At 63.9% G+C, this 21929-nt stretch carries 14 protein-coding genes; 10 read left to right on the forward strand and 4 right to left on the reverse strand.

The features are described 5' to 3' along the window. Positions 1 to 26: 26 nt before the first annotated feature. The 5 genes from rsfS to VM621_RS02050 are packed head-to-tail and all read left to right on the forward strand — an operon-like array spanning position 27 to position 6964. Complete coding sequence (rsfS, locus tag VM621_RS02030; protein WP_063573123.1) at positions 27 to 419, forward strand: ribosome silencing factor; 393 nt, start codon at positions 27 to 29, stop codon at positions 417 to 419. 7 nt (positions 420 to 426) lie between these two features. Next, positions 427 to 897 (forward strand): 23S rRNA (pseudouridine(1915)-N(3))-methyltransferase RlmH, encoded by a 471-nt coding sequence (gene rlmH / locus VM621_RS02035; RefSeq protein WP_325467324.1) that lies wholly within the window; start codon positions 427 to 429, stop codon positions 895 to 897. Positions 898 to 907: 10 nt separating this feature from the next. After that, the gene (locus VM621_RS02040; protein WP_325467325.1) at positions 908 to 1465 is read left to right on the forward strand and encodes a Maf family protein; all 558 of its coding nucleotides are present in this window, start codon (positions 908 to 910) and stop codon (positions 1463 to 1465) included. Positions 1466 to 1519: 54 nt separating this feature from the next. Further along, positions 1520 to 3007: a ribonuclease G gene (gene rng / locus VM621_RS02045; RefSeq protein ID WP_325467326.1), complete on the forward strand. Its 1488-nt coding sequence runs from the start codon at positions 1520 to 1522 to the stop codon at positions 3005 to 3007. Between the two features lie 27 nt (positions 3008 to 3034). Continuing rightward, complete coding sequence (locus VM621_RS02050) at positions 3035 to 6964, forward strand: YhdP family protein (protein WP_325467327.1); 3930 nt, start codon at positions 3035 to 3037, stop codon at positions 6962 to 6964. A 12-nt stretch (positions 6965 to 6976) separates the two neighbouring features. On the opposite strand, the gene VM621_RS02055 is transcribed toward VM621_RS02050, so the two are convergent. After that, the gene (locus VM621_RS02055; RefSeq protein ID WP_325467328.1) at positions 6977 to 8176 is read right to left on the reverse strand and encodes a sterol desaturase family protein; all 1200 of its coding nucleotides are present in this window, start codon (positions 8174 to 8176) and stop codon (positions 6977 to 6979) included. A gap of 126 nt (positions 8177 to 8302) precedes the next feature. On the opposite strand from VM621_RS02055, the gene tldD reads away from it, so the two are divergent. The 4 genes from tldD (at position 8303) to VM621_RS02075 (ending at position 19137) form a co-directional block, all read left to right on the forward strand. Then, on the forward strand, positions 8303 to 9742 hold the full coding sequence (tldD, locus tag VM621_RS02060) for a metalloprotease TldD (protein WP_414674475.1): 1440 nt from the start codon (positions 8303 to 8305) through the stop codon (positions 9740 to 9742). 120 nt (positions 9743 to 9862) lie between these two features. Further along, positions 9863 to 11215: a flagellar filament capping protein FliD gene (fliD, locus tag VM621_RS02065; RefSeq protein ID WP_325467329.1), complete on the forward strand. Its 1353-nt coding sequence runs from the start codon at positions 9863 to 9865 to the stop codon at positions 11213 to 11215. A gap of 339 nt (positions 11216 to 11554) precedes the next feature. Continuing rightward, positions 11555 to 18679, forward strand: a complete 7125-nt coding sequence (locus tag VM621_RS02070; RefSeq protein WP_325467330.1) for a beta-1,3-glucanase family protein — start codon at positions 11555 to 11557, stop codon at positions 18677 to 18679. 296 nt (positions 18680 to 18975) lie between these two features. Continuing rightward, the gene (locus VM621_RS02075) at positions 18976 to 19137 is read left to right on the forward strand and encodes a hypothetical protein (RefSeq protein ID WP_325467331.1); all 162 of its coding nucleotides are present in this window, start codon (positions 18976 to 18978) and stop codon (positions 19135 to 19137) included. A 345-nt stretch (positions 19138 to 19482) separates the two neighbouring features. Here the strand turns inward: VM621_RS02075 and VM621_RS02080 are convergent, their stop codons facing one another. Genes VM621_RS02080 through VM621_RS02090 form a run of 3 tightly spaced genes read right to left on the reverse strand, consistent with a single transcriptional unit; the run spans position 19483 to position 21093 of the window. Further along, positions 19483 to 19608 carry a DUF6402 family protein gene (locus VM621_RS02080; protein WP_325467332.1) on the reverse strand — a complete coding sequence of 42 codons (126 nt, stop codon included), beginning with the start codon at positions 19606 to 19608 and terminating at the stop codon, positions 19483 to 19485. After that, the gene (locus VM621_RS02085) at positions 19598 to 20101 is read right to left on the reverse strand and encodes a hypothetical protein (RefSeq protein ID WP_325467333.1); all 504 of its coding nucleotides are present in this window, start codon (positions 20099 to 20101) and stop codon (positions 19598 to 19600) included. Before VM621_RS02085 ends, VM621_RS02080 begins: the two co-directional genes overlap by 11 nt. After that, a complete protein-coding gene (locus VM621_RS02090; protein WP_325467334.1) occupies positions 20101 to 21093 on the reverse strand; it encodes a DUF6402 family protein in 993 nt (330 codons plus the stop codon). Before VM621_RS02090 ends, VM621_RS02085 begins: the two co-directional genes overlap by 1 nt. Positions 21094 to 21194: 101 nt before the next feature. Between VM621_RS02090 and VM621_RS02095 the strand changes: the two genes are divergently transcribed. Then, a complete protein-coding gene (locus VM621_RS02095; protein WP_325467335.1) occupies positions 21195 to 21596 on the forward strand; it encodes a type VI secretion system tube protein Hcp in 402 nt (133 codons plus the stop codon). Positions 21597 to 21929 lie beyond the last annotated feature (333 nt).

The raw sequence follows: 21929 nt of genomic DNA on the forward strand, positions 1-21929 counted from the left end.
ATTCCGCCGCACGAGGTTTTCGCATCTTGAGTTCGACCGCATCCCGCAAGGCCAAGGGCAAGTCCGCCGTCAGCAACGAGCTCCTGCGCCAGCGCGTCGTCGCCGCGCTCGAAGACCTCAAGGCCAAGGACGTCCGCGAAATCGACGTTCGTGGCAAGACCTCCATCGCCGATATCCTTTTCATCGCGTCGGGCACCTCCGCCCGTCACGTCAAGTCGATTGCCGACGAAGTCATCAAGTTCGCCAAACAGGCGGGCGTGATGCCGCTCGGCGTCGAAGGCCAGACCGAAGCCGAATGGGTGCTGGTCGACCTGGGCGACATCATCGTCCACGTGATGATGCCGCGCATCCGCGAGTTCTACGGCCTCGAGCGCCTGTGGACCGTGGGCGACGACGGCTTCGAAGCCGCCAACGACTGAGCCCGCTGTGCGGGCTCGACTCATTGCCGTCGGTGAACGCATGCCGGCCTGGGTGGCGGAAGGCTTCGCCGAATACCGCAAGCGTCTTTCGCACGAGCTGCCGCTCGAGCTGATCGAGATCCGCCCCGGCATTCGCGGCAAGGGTCGCGATGACGCACGCGCGACGCTCGACGAAGGCGTGGCGATACTTGCCGCGCTCCCTCGCGATATCCACGTGGTCGCGCTCGACGGGCGCGGCAAGACATGGTCCAGCGAAGATCTCGGCCAGCAGCTCGAACAATGGCGGATGGGCGGTCGCGATATCGCCTTTCTGATCGGCGGCCCCGACGGGCATGCGCCCGACGTGCTGGCCCGCGCGGACCAGCGCTGGTCGCTGGGACCGCTGACCCTGCCTCACATGCTCGTGCGCCTCGTGCTTGCCGAGCAGCTCTATCGCGCCACCACCCTGGTGGCCGGTCACCCTTATCATCGCGCCTGAAGGACACGCCGTGCTCTATCTGGCTTCGCAATCGCCACGCCGGCGGGAACTCCTTGTCCAGCTCGGCGAAGCACCGCGGGTGCTGGATGTCGACGTGGAAGAGCGTCGGGCGGCTGGCGAGTCGCCGGACGCCTACGTGGCGCGGGTAGCGCTGGACAAGGCTCGCGCGGGCTACGCCATGGTCGCCGGCGAAGCCGGTGCCCGGGTGATCGGCGCGGACACCGAGGTCGTCCTTTGCGACGAGGTATTCGGCAAGCCCCGCGACGCCGCCGATGCCAGGGCCATGCTCGGCCGGCTGTCCGGGCGCGAACACCGCGTGGTCTCCGCGGTCTGGCTGATCGACGGGAAAGGCGAGCAGCCGGCGCTTTCCGTGTCCATCGTGCGATTCGCTTCACTCGACGCGGCCCAGATCGACGACTATGTAGCCAGCGGCGAATGCTTCGGCAAAGCCGGGGCCTACGCCATCCAGGGTCGCGCGGCGGCCTTCATCGAACATCTTTCCGGCAGCTATTCGGGCGTCATGGGCCTGCCGCTCCACGAAACTTCCCGGCTCATCAGGAGTCAGTGACATGTTGTCGACGCGCGGGCTATAAAGCGCGATGACTTAAGGATAGGGGCTGGTGTGAGCGAGGAAATCCTGATCAATGTCACACCGCGTGAGACGCGGGTGGCCGTTGTCGAAAATGGCATGCTGCAGGAGGTCCACGTCGAGCGCGCCCAGAAGCGCGGCTACGTCGGCAACGTCTACAAGGGCCGGGTGCAGCGCGTCATGCCCGGCATGCAAGCGGTTTTCGTCGAGATCGGTCTGGAGCGGGCCGCGTTCCTGCACGCCTCGGACATCGTCCGTGCGCCCCTGCCGCCTACCGATGCGCCGATCGACGGCAAGTCGAATAGCCACGGTCCCGTGCCGCCGATCAGCGAACTGGTCCATGAAGGCCAGGAAATCGTGGTCCAGGTGGTCAAGGATCCGATCGGCAGCAAGGGTGCGCGCCTGTCCACGCATCTCTCCATTCCGTCGCGCTATCTCGTCCTGCTGCCGCACTCGCGCACGCTGGGCGTGTCCGTGCGCATCGAGGAGGAATCCGAGCGTCAGCGCCTGAAGGACATCATCACCCCGCTCATCGGCGAGAACCCGCTCGGCTACATCGTTCGCACCAATGCGGAAGGCCAGTCCGAGGAGTCGCTCGCATTCGACGTGACCTACCTGAGCAAGGTCTGGCGCGTCGTCCAGGAGAACATCCAGAAAGCGAAGATGGGCGAGCGCGTCTACGAGGAACTCTCGCTGCCGTTACGTTCGTTGCGCGACTCGCTCAACGACGGGATCGAGAAGGTACGCGTCGATTCACGCGAAACCTACGAGAAAACCGTCAAATTCGTGCAGAAGTTCATGCCGGTGCTTTCCGACCGCATCGAACACTATGCGGGCGAGCGGCCGATCTTCGATCTCTACGGCGTGGAGGACGAAATCCAGCGCGCCTTGCGCAAGGAGGTTCCGCTGAAGTCCGGCGGTTACCTCATCGTTGACCAGACCGAAGCGATGACGACCGTCGATGTGAACACGGGTGGCTATCTCGGCAGCCGCAACCTCGAAGAAACCGTGTACCGCACCAACCTGGAAGCGGCGCAGGCGGCGGCCCGTCAATTGCGGCTGCGTAACCTGGGCGGCATCATCATCATCGACTTCATCGACATGGTGGACGACGAGCACAAGCGGCAGGTGTTGCGCATGCTCGAAAAGGGCCTGCAGAAAGACCATGCGAAGACCACGGTCTACCCGATGTCGGCGCTGGGCCTGGTCGAGATGACCCGCAAGCGCACCACGGAGAGCCTCGAGCGCCAGCTTTGCGAGCCATGCCCGGCGTGTAGCGGCCGTGGTGCGCTGAAGACGGCGGAAACGGTGATCTACGAGATCTTTCGTGAGATCACCCGTGCCGTGCGTCAGTTCAACGCGCAGAAGCTGCTCGTCATGGCCAGCCCGAAGGTCGTCGGTCGCATCCTCGAGGAAGAGTCCGCGGCCGTGGCCGAACTCGAGGAGTTCATCGCCAAGAGCATCCGCTTCCAGGCGGAAGAGCATTACTCGCAGGAACAGTTCGATGTCGTGCTTCTCTGACGCCGGCGCTGGCCGGAACGTGGGCCGGTGAATCCCGGCTGGCGCCATCGCGCACGACGCCTGCGGTTCTTCCTTCTGGGTCTGGTCGCGAGCGTGCTGGTGGCGCTCGCCCTGGCGATGGCCGTGGGCCAGCTGTTGTTGCCGCTGGCGGCCCATTATCCCGAGCGTGTCGCCGCGCTGCTCAGCGCGAAGCTCGGCAAGCCGGTGCGCTTCGGCTCGCTGGAAGGTTTCTGGCGACCGTCCGGTCCGCTGTTCGTCATGCGCGATGTGACCATCGTGCCGACCGAGGGCGGCGACCCGCTACGCCTGCCGCAGGCGGCGGTGAAGCTGGATTTTGGCGCCTTCGTGCTGCCCTCGCGCCACCTGCTGAACTTGCGCCTGCGTGACATGCGCCTGGGCCTGCATCGCGCGGCCGACGGTCACTGGAGCATCGACGGCTTCGGTGCCGGCGGTGGCACGCAGAAGGTGTCGTTCGGCAGTCTTTCCGCCGATCTCTGGCTCAGCAACCTGCGTCTGGACATCGCCGACGATACGACGCATCGAAATTACGGCCTGATCGCCGACCAGCTTCGCATCAGCCTGCAGGGGCAAGCCGTTCGCGTGGGTGGCACCCTGCGCCGCGAAAATGTCAGTGGCTTGCTGACCGCGGCGGGTCGCTTCGCGGCCGATGGATCCAACGGTCGCGTGTACGTCAAGGGCGCCGACCTGGACCTCGCCGCGCTGGCGGCGGACTTCGATGCCAATGGCTATGCCTTGGCCGGCGGCAAGGGCGGTTTTGCGTCCTGGCTCGACTGGCGGGATGGGCAGGTGGTGCGTGCGACGTCACGCATCGATTTCGACGGGCTCGCGGTCCGGGGTCCGGCACGCACGGTCAGCAGCCCCGGCCTGCACGGTATCGTCGACATGCATCGCACCGCCGACGGCCAACGCATCGACTGGGCCGACGTGGATGGCGGCGATGTCGCCGTCGTGACCCACACGCAAGGCGACCGTACGAGCGCGACGGTCGTCGGTCGCAAGATCGAGGTCGGCCCCCTGTTGCCGTGGGCCGGATTGGCGCCGCAGGTTTCGCCGGCGTTGGCGCACTGGCTCATGAATGGACGCCCGCGCGGACGTCTCGATGACGCGCGCGCCGATTGGAATTCCGACGATGGCCTGCGCTTCGTCCATGCGACGTTCGCCGGCCTGGGTATCGATGCGATCGACAAGCTGCCGGGCGTGTCGAAACTCGATGGCGAGGTGTTCGGCGATGACCAGGCGCTCGCGCTGAGCCTACCGAGGCAGGCGACGACACTCGATTTCACGGGCGTATTCCGCAAGCCGTTCGCGATGTCCGCGCTGGGCGGCGATATCGCTGTCTACAAGGATGGCGACGACTGGCATATCGGTGCCGATCCGCTCGACTTCCAGGGCGAGGGCTTCGGCGGCCAGGCGCGCGGCGAGTTCGTCCTTCCGGCCGCGGACACGGGCCCCTTCATGGATATGTATGTCGCGCTCGGACCGGGCGACGTACCTGCGGCCAAGCTGTTCTGGCCCCATTCGATGTCCGACGGCGCGCAGAACTGGCTCAACCGCGGCCTTGTCTCCGGCCATATCGAAAGCGGTTCGGCCGTGGTCCGCGGCAACCTTCGCGACTGGCCCTTCCGCAACCAGGAGGGGCGTTTCGAAGGTCGCGCCGTCATCGACGACACCGTACTGGATTACGGTAGCGGCTGGCCGCGGGCGGAGGGTCTGTCGGCCGTGGCGAGCTTCATCGACAACAGCATGTACATCGAGGCGACCGAAGGTCACTCGCTCGGCAACGCTGTCAGTTCGGCAACCGCGGCCATTCCCGATTTCGCCGAGGGCATCCTCGATCTGCGGGTGAGTGGTGCGGGCACCGGCGCCAGCTATCTCGACTTCGTCAAGAACAGTCCCATCGCCAGCAACAGCCGCGAGTCGCTCGACAAGCTCAAGCTCGGTGGTACGGGTGAGTTCGGTTTCAACATGTTGCTGCCGCTGGCCAACGCACGCGACGTGACGCTGGACGGCAAGGCCACATTGAAAGATGCCGACCTCGTCGCCAGCGATTGGAAGCTGCGTCTGGACAAGATCACCGGGCCGATGAGCTTCGATGCGAAGGGCTTCAAGGCCACCGACCTGAAGACTTCCTTCCACGGGCAGCCGGCCAATCTCGACCTCGCCATTGCCGCCGCGACGGGCGATCCGGCCAAGGTCATCGATGCATCGATCACTGGCGCATTCGCCGTGAGCGAGATGATCTCCGATTACGAGAACCTGAAGTGGCTCGGCGACACCGCCAAGGGGCGCGGTAATTTCCGCATCGGTTACGTCCTGTCGAAGACAGGGCAGGGCGATGCGACCGCGCAGGCGCTCACGGTGGACTCGGACCTTCGCGGCGTGGAGCTTCTCCTTCCCACGCCGGTCAAGAAGCCCGCGGTGCTTGCCCAGCCCTTGTCCCTGCGCGTTGGCCTGCCGGTGGACGGTGCGCGCCTGGATCTGGCCCTGGGCGATGTCGTCCGCGGGCGTCTGCGCCTGCCTACCGATAAGGTCCCGATCGCCGCCGCGTTCAATCTGGGCGCGATCGCCCCCGGTGCCATGCCGGCACAGGGCTATCTCATCGGCGGACACGCGTCGAAACTCGATGTCTCCGGCTGGGTGCAATACGTGGTCGGCCTGTCCGCCAGTGGCGGCAGTGGTCCCGGCCTGAGCGCACTGGACCTCGTCACCGACGACGGCGAAGTGTTCGGCCAGCACTTCGCCAACATGCATATCGTCGCGCGGCCGGGGCCGCAGGAACTGTCGCTGCGTGTCGACAGCGATGCGATGGCCGGTCAACTCACCGTGCCCAACGACGAATTGCGTCGTCGTGGCATCACCGCACGCATGGACCGTCTCTGGTGGCCTGCCGCGGACGATGCCGCGGACGCGGCGAAGAAGGGTAAGGCCGCCGCGGGCGCCGCCGCGACCGTGGCGTCGACGACCTCGAAGGGCGAAGACAAGGCCGCGGCGACAGCCGGCGCCGCGAATCCACCGGCGACCGCGGCGACCGCCGCTGTCGCCGGCAATGCAACGACGACGGCGAAGAAGGCGCCGGAAACCAACGAAGCCGGGGTCGCGCCTTCCAGTCTGCCGCCCCTGCATCTGCAGGTGACCGACATGCGCCTGGGCAAGGCCAAACTCGGCGAGGCCCGTCTTGAAACCTGGCCGACCGATGAAGGCATGCATATCGACCAGCTCCGCGCGCAGTCGAAGAACGTGCAGATCACCGCCAGCGGTGACTGGAACGGCGACGAGAAGCGTAGCCGCACGCACCTGGCCATGGACTTCGCCTCGGAGGATGTCGCGCGCATGCTCGACGCACTCGGCTTCGTCGGTATCTTCCAGGGTGGGCGCACGTCGGCGAGACTCGACGCCGTCTGGCCCGGTGGTCCGTCCGCGCTCGCCCTGGCGAACATGGATGGGACGCTGAAGGTGGATATCGCCAACGGCCGCATTCTCGAAGTACAGCCCGGCGTGGGCCGGCTGTTCGGTCTGGTATCCGTCACCGAACTACCGCGCCGTCTCGCACTCGACTTCGGCGACGTCCTCGGCAAGGGCTTTGGATTCGACTCGATCACCGGCGACTTCCGCTTCGCCAATGGCGATGCGAGCACGCAGAACCTCAAGATCCGCGGCCCGGCCGCCGAGATCACCATCACCGGTCGCGCCGGGCTGAAAGCGCACGACTACGATCAGGAAGTGCTGGTCGTGCCCCACCTGGGTAGCAGCCTGCCCATCGTCGGTGCCATCGCCGGCGGCCCCGTCGGCGCCGCCGCCGGATTGGCCGTGCAGGGGATCCTCGGTCACGGCCTCAACCAGGCTGCCCGAAAGCGCTACCACGTCACCGGCAGTTGGGAAAAACCCGTCTTCACCCCGATCGATAAAGGCAACCCCTCCACCGCCCCCACCCTCTGAGGCGTGAGCCGATCAGGGCTTCTGCCGACGAAACGGGAACAGCTGCTGCCGGACGAAGCCATCCGGCATGTAGTCCCCGACGACACCGTATTTCTCGGGGAACCTCTTGGTCGTCGATTTCACGGCCGTGCCGAAGAGGTAATCCAGAAAGGCCCAATGCGCGGCGTAGTTCTTGTCGATGGCTTCGTCATCGGACGCATGGTGCCAATGGTGGAAGTCCGGTGTGACGATCAGGTACTTCAACGGTCCCCACGGAAGGTGGACGTTGGCGTGATTGAACACGGCCTGGAAGCCGACGACGATGATGTAGGCATTCATCACCGCCTCGCTGAAACCGAGCACGTAGAGCGGGGCCAGTACGCATACGCGGGTGAAGATGAGTTCCAGCATGTGCTGGCGCGAGCCGGCCAGCCAGTCCATGGTTTTCACGCTGTGGTGCACGGCGTGGAAGCGCCAGAGGAAGGGAACCTCGTGGTACGCGCGATGCGTCCAGTATTGCGCCATGTCGGCGACGAGGACGCACAGCAGAAGCTGCGGTACGAACTGAATGCCGGCGATCGTGCGCTGGAAGTCGCTGCTCACCAGCCAGCCGAACGCATGGTGGATCAAGAAGTTCACGATCAGCAGCGCGAGACCCACGATGAAGTGATTCACCGCGAAATGCTTCGTGTCGGTCTGCCACTCGAAGCGGAAGACACTTTGCCCACGGTAGAGCGGGAACAATTTTTCGATCACCACGAACAGGACGGTCGAACCCAGAAGATCGAGGATGAACCAGTCCAGCCCGATATACGGCGTGTGATCGGGGAAGGCGCCGACCGGTACGCGGGAACCTCCCAGGGCGACGGCGGCGATCACCATGACAAAGGCGGCAATGTTGAGGTTGCGCTTGCGGCCCAGGATGACATTCGCCAACGCCAGGCCGCCGGCGACGAGCAGTCCGCCCAGGAGGATCTGGCGGAGGAGGTCGACGGAGTATTTGTGCCGCAGGTCTGGCGTGGTCAGGTATTGGGGAAAATGGAAGGCGATGACCGCCAGAAGGCAGAGAAAGCCGAGCGACAGCGCGATCGCCGTACTCACCATGGCCTTGCCCGGGGACAGTTCACCGCTCTTGTGCAGCAGGTCGCGAGTCTCGTCGACGACCGCCTCGGCCCGCCTGACCGGTGCCGCGGCGACCCGGCGGGCAAAGTTGCGCTTGTTCCCCTTGGCCATGGTGTCCTTCCTCATGAGTGGGACGCATCGTAGCAATTTGCATCGCGGGCGTGCCGCCCAAGGGTTTAAGCTGCTCCCATCCGACCCCAGATCCGGGGTTACCCCGTTTTCCTACCGGCAGACCTGATGGATTCCCTGATTTCCCTCGCCGAACGTCGCCTGCTCACCCCGGGCGGCCTGGCTTCCAGTGATCTGGATCGCGTGTTCTCCCAGCTCATGGGGCCCTCGATCGACGCGGCCGACCTCTACTTCCAGCATTCGCGCAGCGAGTCCTGGGTACTGGAGGAGGGCATCGTGAAGGACGGCTCGCATTCGATCGAGCAGGGCGTCGGTGTCCGGGCCATCTCGGGCGAGAAGACCGGGTTTTCCTATTCGGACGAGATCGTCCTGCCGCAGCTGCTCGAGGCGTCGCGCGCGGCGCGTGCTATCGCCCAGGGCGGCGCAGGTGAAGGCAAGCCGCTGGCCATCGCCACCGGTCGCGGCCTGTATCCGGCGATCGATCCGGTGGAAAGCCTGCCCAATGAGGACAAGATCGCGCTGTTGCGCGAAGTGGACGCCTACGCGCGCTCGCGCGACCCACGCGTCAAGCAGGTCATCGTCAGTCTCGCCGCCACACTGGACACCATCCTCGTCGCGGCTTCCGATGGCACGCTGGCGGCCGACGTGCGCCCGCTCGTTCGCCTGAACATCCAGGTGATGGTCGAGCAGAACGGCCGTCGCGAACAGGGGCATTCGGGTGGCGGCGGTCGTTATGGCTACCGCGAACTGATCGCCAACGGCCGCGCGCACGGCTTCGCCGACGAGGCCGTACGCCAGGCCCTGGTCAACCTCGAAGCCGTCGATGCCCCGGCCGGCAGCATGACGGTCGTGCTCGGTCCCGGCTGGCCCGGCGTGCTCCTGCACGAAGCGATCGGCCATGGTCTCGAAGGCGATTTCAACCGCAAGGGCAGTTCGGCCTTCGCCGGCCGGATCGGCCAGCGCGTCGCCGCCGAGGGTGTCACCGTCGTCGACGACGGTACGCTGCCGGGTCGTCGCGGCTCGCTCAGTATCGACGACGAAGGCACCCCGACCGAGTGCACCACGCTGATCGAGAACGGCATTCTCAAGGGCTACATGCAGGACAAGCTCAACGCACGCCTGATGGGCGTGAAGTCGACCGGCAACGGTCGCCGCGAGTCGTTCGCCCAGCTGCCAATGCCGCGCATGACCAATACCTACATGCTCGCCGGCAACCGCGAGCCCGAAGAAATCATTCGCTCGGTCAAGCGTGGTCTCTATGCCGTCAACTTCGGCGGCGGCCAGGTCGACATCACCAATGGCAAGTTCGTCTTCTCGGCGAGCGAGGCCTACCTGATCGAGGATGGCAAGGTGACGCGCCCGGTGAAGGGGGCGACCCTGGTCGGTTCCGGCCCGGAAGTCCTGACCCGTGTCTCGATGATCGGCAACGACCTGAAGCTCGACGAAGGCGTGGGCGTGTGCGGCAAGGACGGGCAGAGCGTGCCGGTCGGCGTCGGACAGCCGACGCTGCGCGTGGATGCCATGACCGTCGGCGGCACCGCCGCCTGACGGCAAGACAGGAAATTACGATGGCATCGTAATTGCTTGCGATAAGGGAAAGCAGCTTGACGGCGTCGGCGCCGTCAAGATCCCGACGCCTTGGACAGGCGTTCTCAAGGAGAGAAGCGCGTGGCAACCAACACCATCAATCTCGGGTCGAGCTCGATCGACGTCGCCGGCATCGTCAAGGGCCTGTCCGACAACAAGCGGAAGGCCACGGACAAGGCCCTGGGCAACCTGGATTCGGCGAACAAGACGAAGATTTCCGCCGTCGGCAATTTCACCTCGTCGTTGACCAATCTGCAGAATGCGATCAAGTCCCTGGCCGACGGCTCGGTGTTCAAGGCGCACAAGACGACGGTGAGCGAAGCCAGCGTCCTCTCGGCCGTCGCCGAGCCGGATGCCCGCTCCAACACCTACACGATCGTTGTCGACAAACTCGCCACCGCGCAGAAGACCACCTCGGCCGCCTTTGCCGGCGGCAAGGAGCCCATGGGCACGGGCACACTGACGATCGCCATCGGCGACAAGTCGATTGACCTCGACATCAAGCCGCCGACGAATACGCTGGAGAACATCCGCGATCTGATCAACAAGGCGCCGGGCAACCCCGGTGTCACGGCCAGCATCGTCACCGGTACGGACGGTGCGCACCTGACGCTGACCTCGACCTCGACCGGCAAGCGGAACGCGTTCACGGTCTCCGCCAGCGGCGATGCCGCGCTGACGCAGCTGGCCTTCGATCCGGCCACTGGCAGCGCCACCGTCACCGCGCAGGACGCCGAGTTCACGATCGACAACACGAAGGCGAGTAGCCCGACCAATACCGTGGCCTCGGCTATCGATGGCGTGACGCTCACCCTGACCAAGGCGGGCACCAGCACCGTCGTCATCCAGGACGATACGAGCGCCGTCGCCACCGCGCTGAATTCGCTGGTCACCGCCTATAACCAGTTCATCTCGCAATACCAGACGCTGACCAAATACGATAAGACGAACCAGCAGGTGGGTGCGCTGATCGGCGACGCCACCGTGACGTCGATCAAGAGCCAGGTATCGGCCCTGCTCGGATCGCAGTCGACCGGCTCCGCCAGCGGCCCGCGATCGTTGAGCGACCTCGGCGTCGCGTTCCAGCTCAGCGGAACACTGAAGTTCGACGCGACCAAGCTGACCAAGGCTCTCGCGATATCGCCGGCGGAGACCCAGGACGTGCTCAGCGGCACGAACGGCGTCGCGGTAAAGCTCGACAAGATGATCGCCGGGTGGACATCGACCACCGGCATCCTCAGCCAGCGAGCGGCCAATCTCAATGCGCGCGCCAAGGACATCGTCAAGAAATCGGCGGATTTCGAGGTGTCGATGAAGAGCTTCGTCGATCGCATCACCAAGCAGTACACGGCGCTGGACACCATGATGACGAAGCTGGGCAGCACGAGCAGCTACCTGCAGCAACAGTTCGACGCCTTGTCGAAGAAGGGCTGATCGCCGCGACGTACCTCGAAAGGGGTACACCCTCGATGGCACGGCACGAACGGTAAAAAACCGCTTGCCGGATTCTATCCCGTGGCGGGCAAACACGACGTGCGTCACGAAACGCGAGCGTATGGTGGCGAAAGTCCCTGCCAGGTGAGCGTAAGGTATTGTGAGTGTCATCTGGCAAGCGGATGATCCGCCGGCAGACAGCGTATGGACGGCTAAATCCGTCCCACTCACCACGTATCGACAGCAGTAGAGCCGGCAGCTCCGATCGCCGGCTCGTGCCGTCGTGCGTGTTGGGAATGCGCTGTCCCTCAGCGGCTCTCACAGGGGGACCCACACCCAATGAAGACACACCCGATATGGCAACGCGGGGCGAACGGACGAGGGCGGCTCGCGAGCCTGCTCGCCGCCGTACTCCTTGGCGCGACGATGACCGCGCAGGCGGTCACCCTCGCGCCATCGGATCGCCAGGACATCAACCTGGGGGCACGGCCCTGGAAGTATACCAAGCAGGCCGTGCCGAACCCGAACGACCCGGTGGTGTACGCGCCACTGCCCAATGGCGACGACGGTGCGATCCCGAACTACAACGACAGCGCCTGGCTGACCGTCGGTATCCCGCATGCCGCCAACGATTTCACCACGTTCATCAATCAGGAGTCCGGCGGTGGCCAGGGCAGCCTGGACGGTGAAACCAGCTGGTACCGGGTCAAGCTCGGCGACTCCGCGACGTTCGCCGGCAAGAAGGTCATGGTCGAGTTCGAAGGGGCGCATACCGGCGATCGCGTCTACATCAACGGTCACTTCGTTCCCGGCACCGGCGTCCTCAACCAGCAGGGTCAGGCGGATGCGAACGCCACCCATGTCATCGGCTTCCTGCCGCATATCGTCGACCTGACTCCCTTCCTCAAGTTCGACGGCTCCGACGTGCTGGCCGTGAAGGTCAGTCGTGGCGGCGGCGGTTTCTTCGAGGACCCCGGTTTCTCCGGCTCGTTCCGTTTCGGCCAGGCCGAGGCCGGCCTGTTTCGTCCGGTAAAGCTGCACGTCACGAATTTCGTGCATATCCCGGAGAACGTGTACGCAGGCCAGAATACCTGGGGCACGTACGTCGGCACCCAGAGCCTGAGTGCCGATCACGGCACGGCGACGGTGAAGGTGCAGACCAATGTGGTCAACGAGACCAACGCGCCGAAAGCGGTCACCCTGACCACGCAGATCGTCGACGCCGACGGCAACGTCGTCGCATCCGATCAGCAGCAGAAAACGCTCCCGCCGAATTTCGTGCCCGGCAACGAAACGCCGGTGTTCGACGAGACGCTGCCGGTGAGCCATCCGCACCTGTGGTATCCGAACAACAGCGTCGACGGCAAGCCGTACCTGTACAAGGTGCTGCATACGGTGAGTATCGACGGCGTGGTGGTGGACGCGAAGCAGAGCACGCTCGGTATTCGCGTCATTACCTGGGATAAGGACTTCCCGTACGTCAACGGCAAGAAGCAGTACATGTGGGGCGGCTCGGGCCGCTACGACTATCCCGCGCTCGGCTCCTCCGTGCCCGAGGAGCAGCAGTGGCGCGACCTGCAGCAGCTTGCCGCCGGCGGCGGCAATCTCTGGCGTCCGGGCCATTCGCCGTCCAGCCCCGAGTTCGTCGAGGCCGCGGACGCCCTGGGCGTGTTCATCGTGCAACCCAGCGGCGACGGCGAGAACGGTTTCGCCACGCCCTGCAAGCCCGGCGATCATCAGTGCAACGACATGTGGACGATCAAGCGCGAGGTCCATCGCGACATCGTGATCCGCGATCGCAGCCACCCGTCCATCCTTGCGTGGGAGCACGACAACGGCGTGATGTCGACGCCGTTCGCCGTCGAGCTGCGCGCGTTGGCCCGCACCTGGGACAGCATCAATCCGCGCGCCGCGGCCGACCGTACACCGGACGCCGCCAACGGCGACATCCTCAGCTGCTCGAAGGCCGGTTGCGAAACGTACCTGCACTCGAACGAATTCCCGAACAAGCCCGCCTGGGGCGCGGAATACTGGGGTCCGGGTACGTTGCGTCACTCGTACGACTACGAGCTGGCCTTCGCGCTGAACTACCTGGTGCCGTACTCGCAGGCCCGCAAGGTCGGCACGTTCGGCATGGCCCAGTGGTATATGTCGGATACCCCGGGCGAAGTCATCGAGATGGTCGAAGGCCTCGAGGACGCCACGCACTGGACTTACCAGCGCAATCCCGACGGCAGCATCGCGACGCATCCGGACGGCAAGCCGATCAAGGGTTTCCGTCACAACGTGCGCGGCAACAACGCCTCGATGACCGACGCGAACCGCTTCCCGCGCATGCTGTACTACATCTACGAATCCGTGTGGGTGCCTTACGACCTGCGCCCCATGGTCAAGCTGGCCAATACCTGGAATCGCTCGGGCGACATCCAGGTCAACGCCTTCAGCAACTGCCCGAAGGTTCGCCTGCTGGTGAACGGTGTTGCGCAGGGTAGCGATCAGGTCCCGAATCCATGGGACACCATCGACGATGCGTCCTACGCCGCCGAGAACGGTCCCACCGACGAGGACACCGGCAGGATCGTCGGTTCCGACAAGGCGCAGGCCACCACGAAGCTGCCGGGCCAGGTCCACTGGAACGTCACCTGGCAGGCCGGCAACGCGACCGCGCAGTGCATCGATGCGCTGGGCAACGTGCGTACGGGTTCGGACGGGCAGCCGGTGGCCGATACGCTGACCACGGCAGGCAAGGCCGACCATATCGAACTCGATGTCGTGCCGAACGTGGTCAAGCCCGATGGCATTCGCTTCCAGGTCACGGCCAACGGTTCGGATGCCGCCTTCATCGTGGCCAAGGTGGTCGATGCCAATGGCGTCGTCGTACCCGACGCCGCACAGAAGGTGAACTTCGAGGTCACCAGCGGCGCGTCGATCGTGACGTACCAGGGCGGCACGCAGCAGTACGTCGACTACAGCGCCGGCGAGGTGCCGGACAACAACGGCGGCATTCCCGAGCCGGTCCACAGCTACCACTCGCCGGGTTCGTCGGAGCTGCAGTTCGAGGGCGGTCTACAGAAGATCGCGTTGCGCTCGAAGTTCACGCCGGGCCAGGTCACTGTGACCGCCACGGCGCCGGGCCTCACGGCAGGCGCCGCCACGTTCGCCATCGCCGACGTGCCGGCGCCGCCGACCGCATCGGGTCCGCCGTCGATCATCGCCCAGCCGATCGAGCAGGACATCACCGAGGGCGATGTCGGTCACTTCTCCGTGACGGCTTCCGGCACGCCCCCGCTCAGCTTCACCTGGAAGAAGAACGGCGTGGCGATTCCTGGCGCGACCGGCGCCAGCTATGTCACGCCGGCTTCCACGCGTGGCGATGACGGCACCCTGTACACGGTGGTCGTGCACGGCCAGGGCCCCGACCAGGAGTCCAGCGCCGCGGCGCTCAAGGTGTTCGCATTCAGCCAGGTAGCGATCTCCAGCCAGCCCGCCGCACAGAACGTGGACGCGGGCCAGCAGGCTCACTTCCAGGTCGTCGCCTCGGGTTCGCCGACGCTCGCCTACCAGTGGATGAAGGGCTCGTCGCCCATTCCGGGTGCGAACGGCCCGAGCTATGACACGCCGACACTGGGCATCGCCGACAGCAATGTCGACTACTCCGTCGTCATCAGCAACTTCGGCAGCTCCGTGCCATCGCAGGCCGCTCATCTGACAGTCAATCAGCCGCGCCCGCCGGTGTTCACCGGCACGCTGGCCGATATTCGTGCGAACCCGGGCCAGCCGGCGACGTTCGACGTGTCCACGCTGGTGGCCGGCACCTCGCCGTTCCACTACAAGTGGTCGGTCGGTGGCGTGGCGGTCGGCGACGATCTGCCGACGCTCACCATCCCGTCCGTGCAGCAGAGCGACATCGGTACGTATACCGTGACGGTGACCAACATCACCGGCGTGGTCGCGACCGCCGCGGCCAAGCTCACCCTGGCTCCGCCGGGTGCCAACCTGGCCCGTGAAAAGGCGACCCTCTCCTCGCCGGTCGAGAACCCGCAGGGCACCGCGGCCTGGCAGGCCGTGGACGGTGACCAGACCACGCGCTGGGGCTCGAAGATCGGTGACGACAACGCGTTCATCACGGTCGATCTCGGTTCCTCGCGTACGTTCAATCGTGTCGTGCTGAAGTGGGAGAACGCCCATGCCACCGAGTACAAGATCCAGTACTCGGACAGTCCGGACAGCGGCTTCCAGGACGCTTACCACACCGATACCAGCACCGGTGGCACGGAAGACTTCACCTTCGATCATCCGGTGAAGGGACGTTATGTGCGCATGCAGGGCATGCATCGCGCCACGGACTACGGTTACTCGCTGTACGAGTTCGAGGTGTACAACGCCGCCGGCTGCTGTGCCGTCACCGATCGCTATACCTTCGCCACCGGTTCGAACCTGGTGACGGATACCCTGAGCGGCCTGCAGTGGGACCGCGTGCAGCGCGGCTTCACCGACCAGGGGGCGCAGTTCACGCAATCGGTCGCCATCCAGGCTTGTGCGAAGGACGGGATGCGTCTGCCGACGGTCGACGAAGCGTTGGCGATCAGCGGGCAGAACGACTCGAGCGAAGCCTTCCCGGGTGCGTGGAACACCTGGACGGAGGGACAGGACCCGACCGATTCGACCTTCGCCTTCCAGGTCAGCTCGTTGGGCGACATCCGCCGCGAAGTTGCCGAGAACAACCCGGGTCACGTGCTTTGCGTGAAGGGGACGAAGGTGATCGCCCCGACCATCACGGCGCAGCCTGCCAACCAGCGGGCTGGCGTGGGTCGATCCGCGCAGTTCACGGTCGCGGCGACGGGTGTCGGTCCGCTCAGCTACGACTGGTACACCGTGACCAAGGACGCGAACGACCAGGATGTGCTGACCTTCGTCTCGAGCACGGCCGACGGCACGTACGCGACGCGTGCCCTGACGGCGGCGCAGAACGGCATCGTCTATCGGGTCGACGTGGTCAGCGCACAGGGGCTCACTACCGCCAGCAACCATGTGTCGTTGACGGTCGACAACTCCACGGCCGGTAACGATCCGCCGGCCTGGGCCGGTCCGGTCACGCAGCCCAACGATGGCGGCGGCAACGACAATGGGGGCGGCAATCCGCCCAGTCCGGGTACGCCGGGCGACGGCAAGGGTGGCGTGAATATCGCCATCGGTGCCACGGCGTCGTCGTCGTACACGACGGAGCGCCCGGATCTCAATCCCGGCGCCGCGATCGACGGTGACTTCACCACCCGTTGGGGTTCCGTGCAGAAGCAGGACCCGGTCGACCTGATCGTGGACTTCGGTGCGCCGAAGAGCTTCGACCACGTGATCATGCGCTGGGAGAATGCGTCGTCCGCCCAGTACACGATCGATGTCTCCAATGACGGCAAGGCCTGGACGACGGTCGTCGGTCCGGTCGTCGGCAAGGGCGGCGTGGACACGCAGACCTTCCCGGTGCAGACCGCCCGGTTCGTCCGCATGAACAGCTTGAAGCGCAATACCGACTACGGCGTCTCGATGTTCGAATTCGAGGTGTACGCCGCCGCGGCTCCGACCATTATCGGCCAGCCGCAGTCGCAGAGCGTCACGGCAGGCCAGGCGGTGAACTTCACCGTGGGCGTCAAGGCCAACGGCACGGTCGGTTACCAGTGGCGCCGCAACAACGCGTCGATCGCCGGTGCCACCCAGGCCAGCCTCGGCTTCACGGCCTCCCTGGCGGACGCGGGCAGCTACGACGTGGTCGTGACCGACACGGCCGGTCGCACCGTGACGAGCCAGGCCGCGACGCTCACCGTGCAGCAGCCGGCCGCACCGCAACAGCCGGTCTCGGGTAGCAGCAACCTCGCCCTGAACCGTCCGGTGATCGCCTCGGATTCGGAGAATCCGGTGGCCTTCAAACCGGCCAACGTCAACGATGGCGACGCCGGCACGCGTTGGTCGTCCGGATTCACCGATGACCAGTGGATCGAAGTGGACCTCGGTTCGGTCAAGCTGGTGAACAAGGTCGTGCTCAACTGGGAGAACGCGCACGCCACGTCGTACGCGATCGAGGTGTCGACCGACCACAAAACCTGGCAGACGGCGGATGCGAATCCGGCGAGCACCGGTGGCGTGGAAACGCGCACGTTCACGCCGGTCTCGGCGCAGTACGTCCGCATGCACGGCATCAAGCGCAGCACGCAGTACGGTTACTCGCTGTGGGAACTCGAGGTCTACGGTACGGACGGTGGCACCACGCCGCCGACCCAGCCGACCAACCCGGGTTCGAACGATCCATCGCAGGGCTTCGATTACTCGGTGTATCCGGGCTTCATCGGTACCCAGCTGCGTAACACGACCGGTGGCAAGTGGACAGACGACAAGGTGTACGTCGCGGTGATTGGTCGCGATCCGAAGACGAACGTGTTCTCGTGGGTCAAGCCCGATGGAACGATCGCTCCGCTCAAGGTCGAGGACAACGACGGTACGGGTCACCTGACCAAGAACGGCCAGAACTATCCGAACTACTTCTTCACGCTGGCGCAGTCCAAGCTGCTCCTGCTGCCGAAGCTGGATTCGGGGCGCATCTTCGTCTCGGTCGGTGAGCCGATGTACATCAAGGTGCTCAAGGCCGCCGACGATTCGATCGGCTTCGCAGGTCCCAATCCGCTCAATGCCACCGATCCGAACATCGGCGTGTACTACGACTGGTACGAGTTCACCTGGAACGACAACGCCATCTTCATCAACACGACGCAGGTGGATCAGTTCTCCATCCCGCTCGCGCTCGATGTGTTCGGCGGCAACAAGACCCGTCACGTGTCGTCCGGCATCACGCAGACACGCGCGCAGATCTTCGCGCAGTACAACCAGGAGGTGCCGGCCGAGTTCGCGCTGATCGAGGCCGACCCGATCCGCATCCTCGCCCCGGGCAAGGATCAGTTCGACGTGGGCAAGCCGCAGGAGCATTACTTCGACGGCTATATCGACGATGCGTGGACGTACTACGAAAGCCACCTGCTGGAGATGACCATCGGTGCCAAGCAGTTCGAAGGCAGCGTGGTGAACGGTGTGCTGACCTTCCGTCACACGAACTGGGCGGACACGCACGAGGCGGACGAGCCGCAAGGCATGACCTTCAACGTGCAGAAGCCGACCACGCAGGACGTGCTGGAAGGCAAGGGCAGCCTGGCTCGCTCCAGCGACCCCTGGGGCGTGGAGGGCCAGCTGGAGGCGCAGATCTGCGCGGCGTTCAACCGTCACGTGATGGAAGACACCACGCAGTGGAAGGATGCTTCGTCGTTCTACCTGCAGTCGCCGGCGAACTACTACTCGCGCTTCTGGCACCTGCACGGCGTGAACGGCAAGGCCTACGGTTTCGCGTACGACGATGTATCCGACCAGAGCTCGACGTTGATCGAGACCCAGCCGGAACATCTCGAACTTGGGATCGGTTGGTAATGGGATGAGGTACGACAAGGGCGGCGGGACGATCCGCCGCCCTTTGAAAAGGAGAGCCCGGCTTAAGCCGGGCTTTTTCTTTATGTGGGAGCCGATTCATCGGCGATAACCAGGCCGCCACAACGCCCGGACACCCGTCCGGACGCTCCGCGCATCGTCCGCGGACACGACAACGCCATGCGTCCGGCCGGCGTAAACCGCCAAGGAATGCGCCCTTCAACCAATTCCAGCGGTTGGCACGCCCGATGCAACAGTAATCGCGAACCCACCCCAAACATCGCCAAAGGACAACGACCATGAAATTCGAAACCGCCATGCTGCAGACCTTCTTCGCCGCCGGTGTGCTGACCTGCCTGCTGATGCTGGGCGCTTTTGTCGCTTCGCCGGCGACTCACGTGGCTTCCGCGGATGCGTTCGTTGTCGCCGTTGGCTTCGACAATGCGTCGACCGTGCGTTGAGGTACGCCCCCAGGCGATGACATCGGTAGCAAGGGAAGGATCGAATACGATGGTTTCGCCTAGCGTGACCCCTGTGCTGGCTTCGTAGGCGCGCTTGAATGTGGGGTTATCCATTGCCTGCCGAGGGGATACCGAATGGTTGGATCGGCGTCCGGAATTCGGTGGAATACGGATGGAAGTACCTAAAAAAAGGATCGTACGTATCGATACGAATGCATCCATCGGGACTCATCTCCGAGGAATCGTAAGTCGCACAGGCCCGCTCCCACCAGTCCGAGCCCTGATAGAGCGCTGCGCTGCCCGTGAAGACGATGACGCCGAGGACAGAGACAGATTTCGTACGCATCAGGTCAGATCAAAAACGAGGTTGGCGAGCTCCCAGTGCACGTCGGAATGGATGACGAAGTCGCCTCCAAGGCCTGTCGTGCACCTGTACGTTTCGAAGTCGTGATTGAACACGTTATCGTTCATCCTTCGGACCCTCCGGCACAAGCCGATTCGCCTCCCGCCTCTTCTGGTAAAACGCCGCAAGCTTCGCCAATGTCGCTTGGTCGGAACAACGATCGGAATCGAAGAGAAGGAACTCGTTGGCAAACACGACTCGTCGTCCGGGCGCGCCCGTATCACCCCAATAAATGCGATTGGCGGGACCGACAGGGTCGAAGACGATGGTTTCGCCAAGGATGTCGCCCGTCCGTAATTCGTAGGCGCGTTTGAAGATCGCCTGCTGCCATGATCTTCCCAGGCTATTGCGGATCGCGGGATCCGTGTTGGGGCTTCGATGGAATATGGAAGGCAGGATCCAGAAAGGCTCATAGGTGTCGATACGAAAGCAGCCGTCAGGACTTAGCTCAGACGATTTGAATGTCGCGTAGGACCGTTCCCACCAGTTCGACACATGACAGAGTGCCAGCCCACTGGTCACGACTGCAGCGATGATTCCGAGAACCGCTTTTGGATTCATCAGGACAGAGCAAGCAGCAGGTTCATCGGCTCCCAATGAACATCGGAGTAAAGGACAAAGTCCCCACCGAAGCCAGTGAGACGACGATATGTGTCGAAGTCGTGATTGAACAGGTTACCGATAGGCTCGCCTTTCCACCGGGACACCATGCCGTCCAGCGCGGTGTTCATGAGCATGGCCGTCTTGCTCAGGACTCCGTTTGTCGTCCACGTCCCCAGATACTGAAAATCATTGAAGTCGTAAGTATCACGGATGTAGAAGCCTGCATGAGTTACCTGCAGGGCAATCTTTCCAGTTCGAACGTCGCGTGAAGCGTGGCCGATCAACGCCGCCTTTAGGGTGGCTTTCCCCAGGCCCCCATACACATCGTCCATGGTGTCCATGTCCCCGCCCAAAGGCTCGAAGTTGGATTGGCAAGTCCGGTCGAGTTGGAGGGCGCTGTTCCGTTGGTTGCCGAATTCAATCCGATGACTCCCTCCCCATGTTCCTTCGTCAAGTCGATCGTGCAAAAGCTTCCTGGCGGGTCCGTTGATCATGTTCACGCGCAGCTTGTTCATTGCGACGCGCACTCGCGGATTCGACATTGCCCAGCCCATTCGCACGATCTGTTGATCCAGATGCGAGACCGACAGGTCGAGGGGTTGTTCTTTCTTCCAGTCGATCGGCAGTACCCAGGCTGGCGAGTGAATCCACCTCTCCATCAACTCGCCCGCAACTCCCCACCCCATCCGGCGCATCGCGCCGGGAATGGCTTCTACCTTAGCCTTGATTGCGATGATGTCTTCGGACGACGATTTTCCATGCATGTTCACTGTCCTTGTTTGAATACGGATGTGCGCACCGTAAAGATCGGTGAATGAACAGCCTTCATACGAGAAAAAAAGTCGTCCGTTTTTCTCACGTATTCGGTTGCGAAATCCTATAAAAAGCGCACCACGCAATGCCTTCGCATCGCGCGCTGGAACATTCGTAAACCTCTGGAAGGAATTCAATGAAAAGCATCTATCTGAAGTTGTCTGGGCCCGACCTGAAAGGCGAATCCTCCGACAAGGAACACGGCCAGTGGATCGAGCTCAGCTCATTGCGGCACTAAATGCGTCAACCGACTTCTGCGCTTACATCCACCTCTGGGGGGCATGCAGTCGGCCGAACCGAGCACGGCGATATGACCGTAATCAAGGAGGTGGATTCTTCCAGCCCGCTTCTGTATCAGGCCCTGTCAGGAGGGACCACGTTTCAGTCGGCGCAGATAGACCTTTACCGCGACGCCGGTGACGGCAAGCGCGTCAAGTATCTTGAGATTCAACTCAAGAATGTCCTTATCTCGCAGCTTCTGCTCGGCGTCGGCGACAGCCCGTTGCCGTTCGAGACGATCTCGCTGAGGTATGCCGCCATACAGTGGAAGTATCAAAAGCAGAGCATCAGCGGTGGTCAGGCAGGTATGACGCAGGGCGCGTGGAGCCTGACGAAGAACGATAAGGTTTTCGTTGTCTGACTTGGCGGAGAGGCCAGGTGTTGCGAACCTTTTCGCCGGATAAAAAAGGTTCTTCGCGGATTACCGGGGGGCGGGCGCTGGGCATGCCGGGCATTCTTTCGCACCTTGCACATGGCTCGCCTTCGGCCTCGCGGGGCTCGGCTGCGCCATCGCTTTGTACACTTGGGCGCTTCGCGGGGAGACCTTGGCGTCCTGAAGTGGTCTAATTTTTCTGGACATCCCAAAGGGATTCGCAGCCAGAACGAGGTGAACCATGGGACGCAAAGACATTACGCAGGCTCAGCGGGACGAGGCCGTGCATCTGATCCTGGCCGAAGGCCATTCGATACGGCA

This window comes from Luteibacter sp., from assembly GCF_035539195.1.
In the GTDB taxonomy this organism is placed as follows: domain Bacteria; phylum Pseudomonadota; class Gammaproteobacteria; order Xanthomonadales; family Rhodanobacteraceae; genus Luteibacter.

Coding starts and splice junctions, on each gene's coding strand:
- VM621_RS02055 (WP_325467328.1), bottom strand. CDS start 8,176: ATGGCCAAGGGGAACAAGCGCAACTTTGCCCGCCGGGTCGCCGCGGCA.
- tldD (WP_414674475.1), top strand. CDS start 8,303: ATGGATTCCCTGATTTCCCTCGCCGAACGTCGCCTGCTCACCCCGGGC.
- VM621_RS02070 (WP_325467330.1), top strand. CDS start 11,555: ATGAAGACACACCCGATATGGCAACGCGGGGCGAACGGACGAGGGCGG.
- VM621_RS02075 (WP_325467331.1), top strand. CDS start 18,976: ATGAAATTCGAAACCGCCATGCTGCAGACCTTCTTCGCCGCCGGTGTG.
- VM621_RS02080 (WP_325467332.1), bottom strand. CDS start 19,608: ATGAACGATAACGTGTTCAATCACGACTTCGAAACGTACAGGTGCACG.
- VM621_RS02085 (WP_325467333.1), bottom strand. CDS start 20,101: ATGAATCCAAAAGCGGTTCTCGGAATCATCGCTGCAGTCGTGACCAGT.
- VM621_RS02095 (WP_325467335.1), top strand. CDS start 21,195: ATGCGTCAACCGACTTCTGCGCTTACATCCACCTCTGGGGGGCATGCA.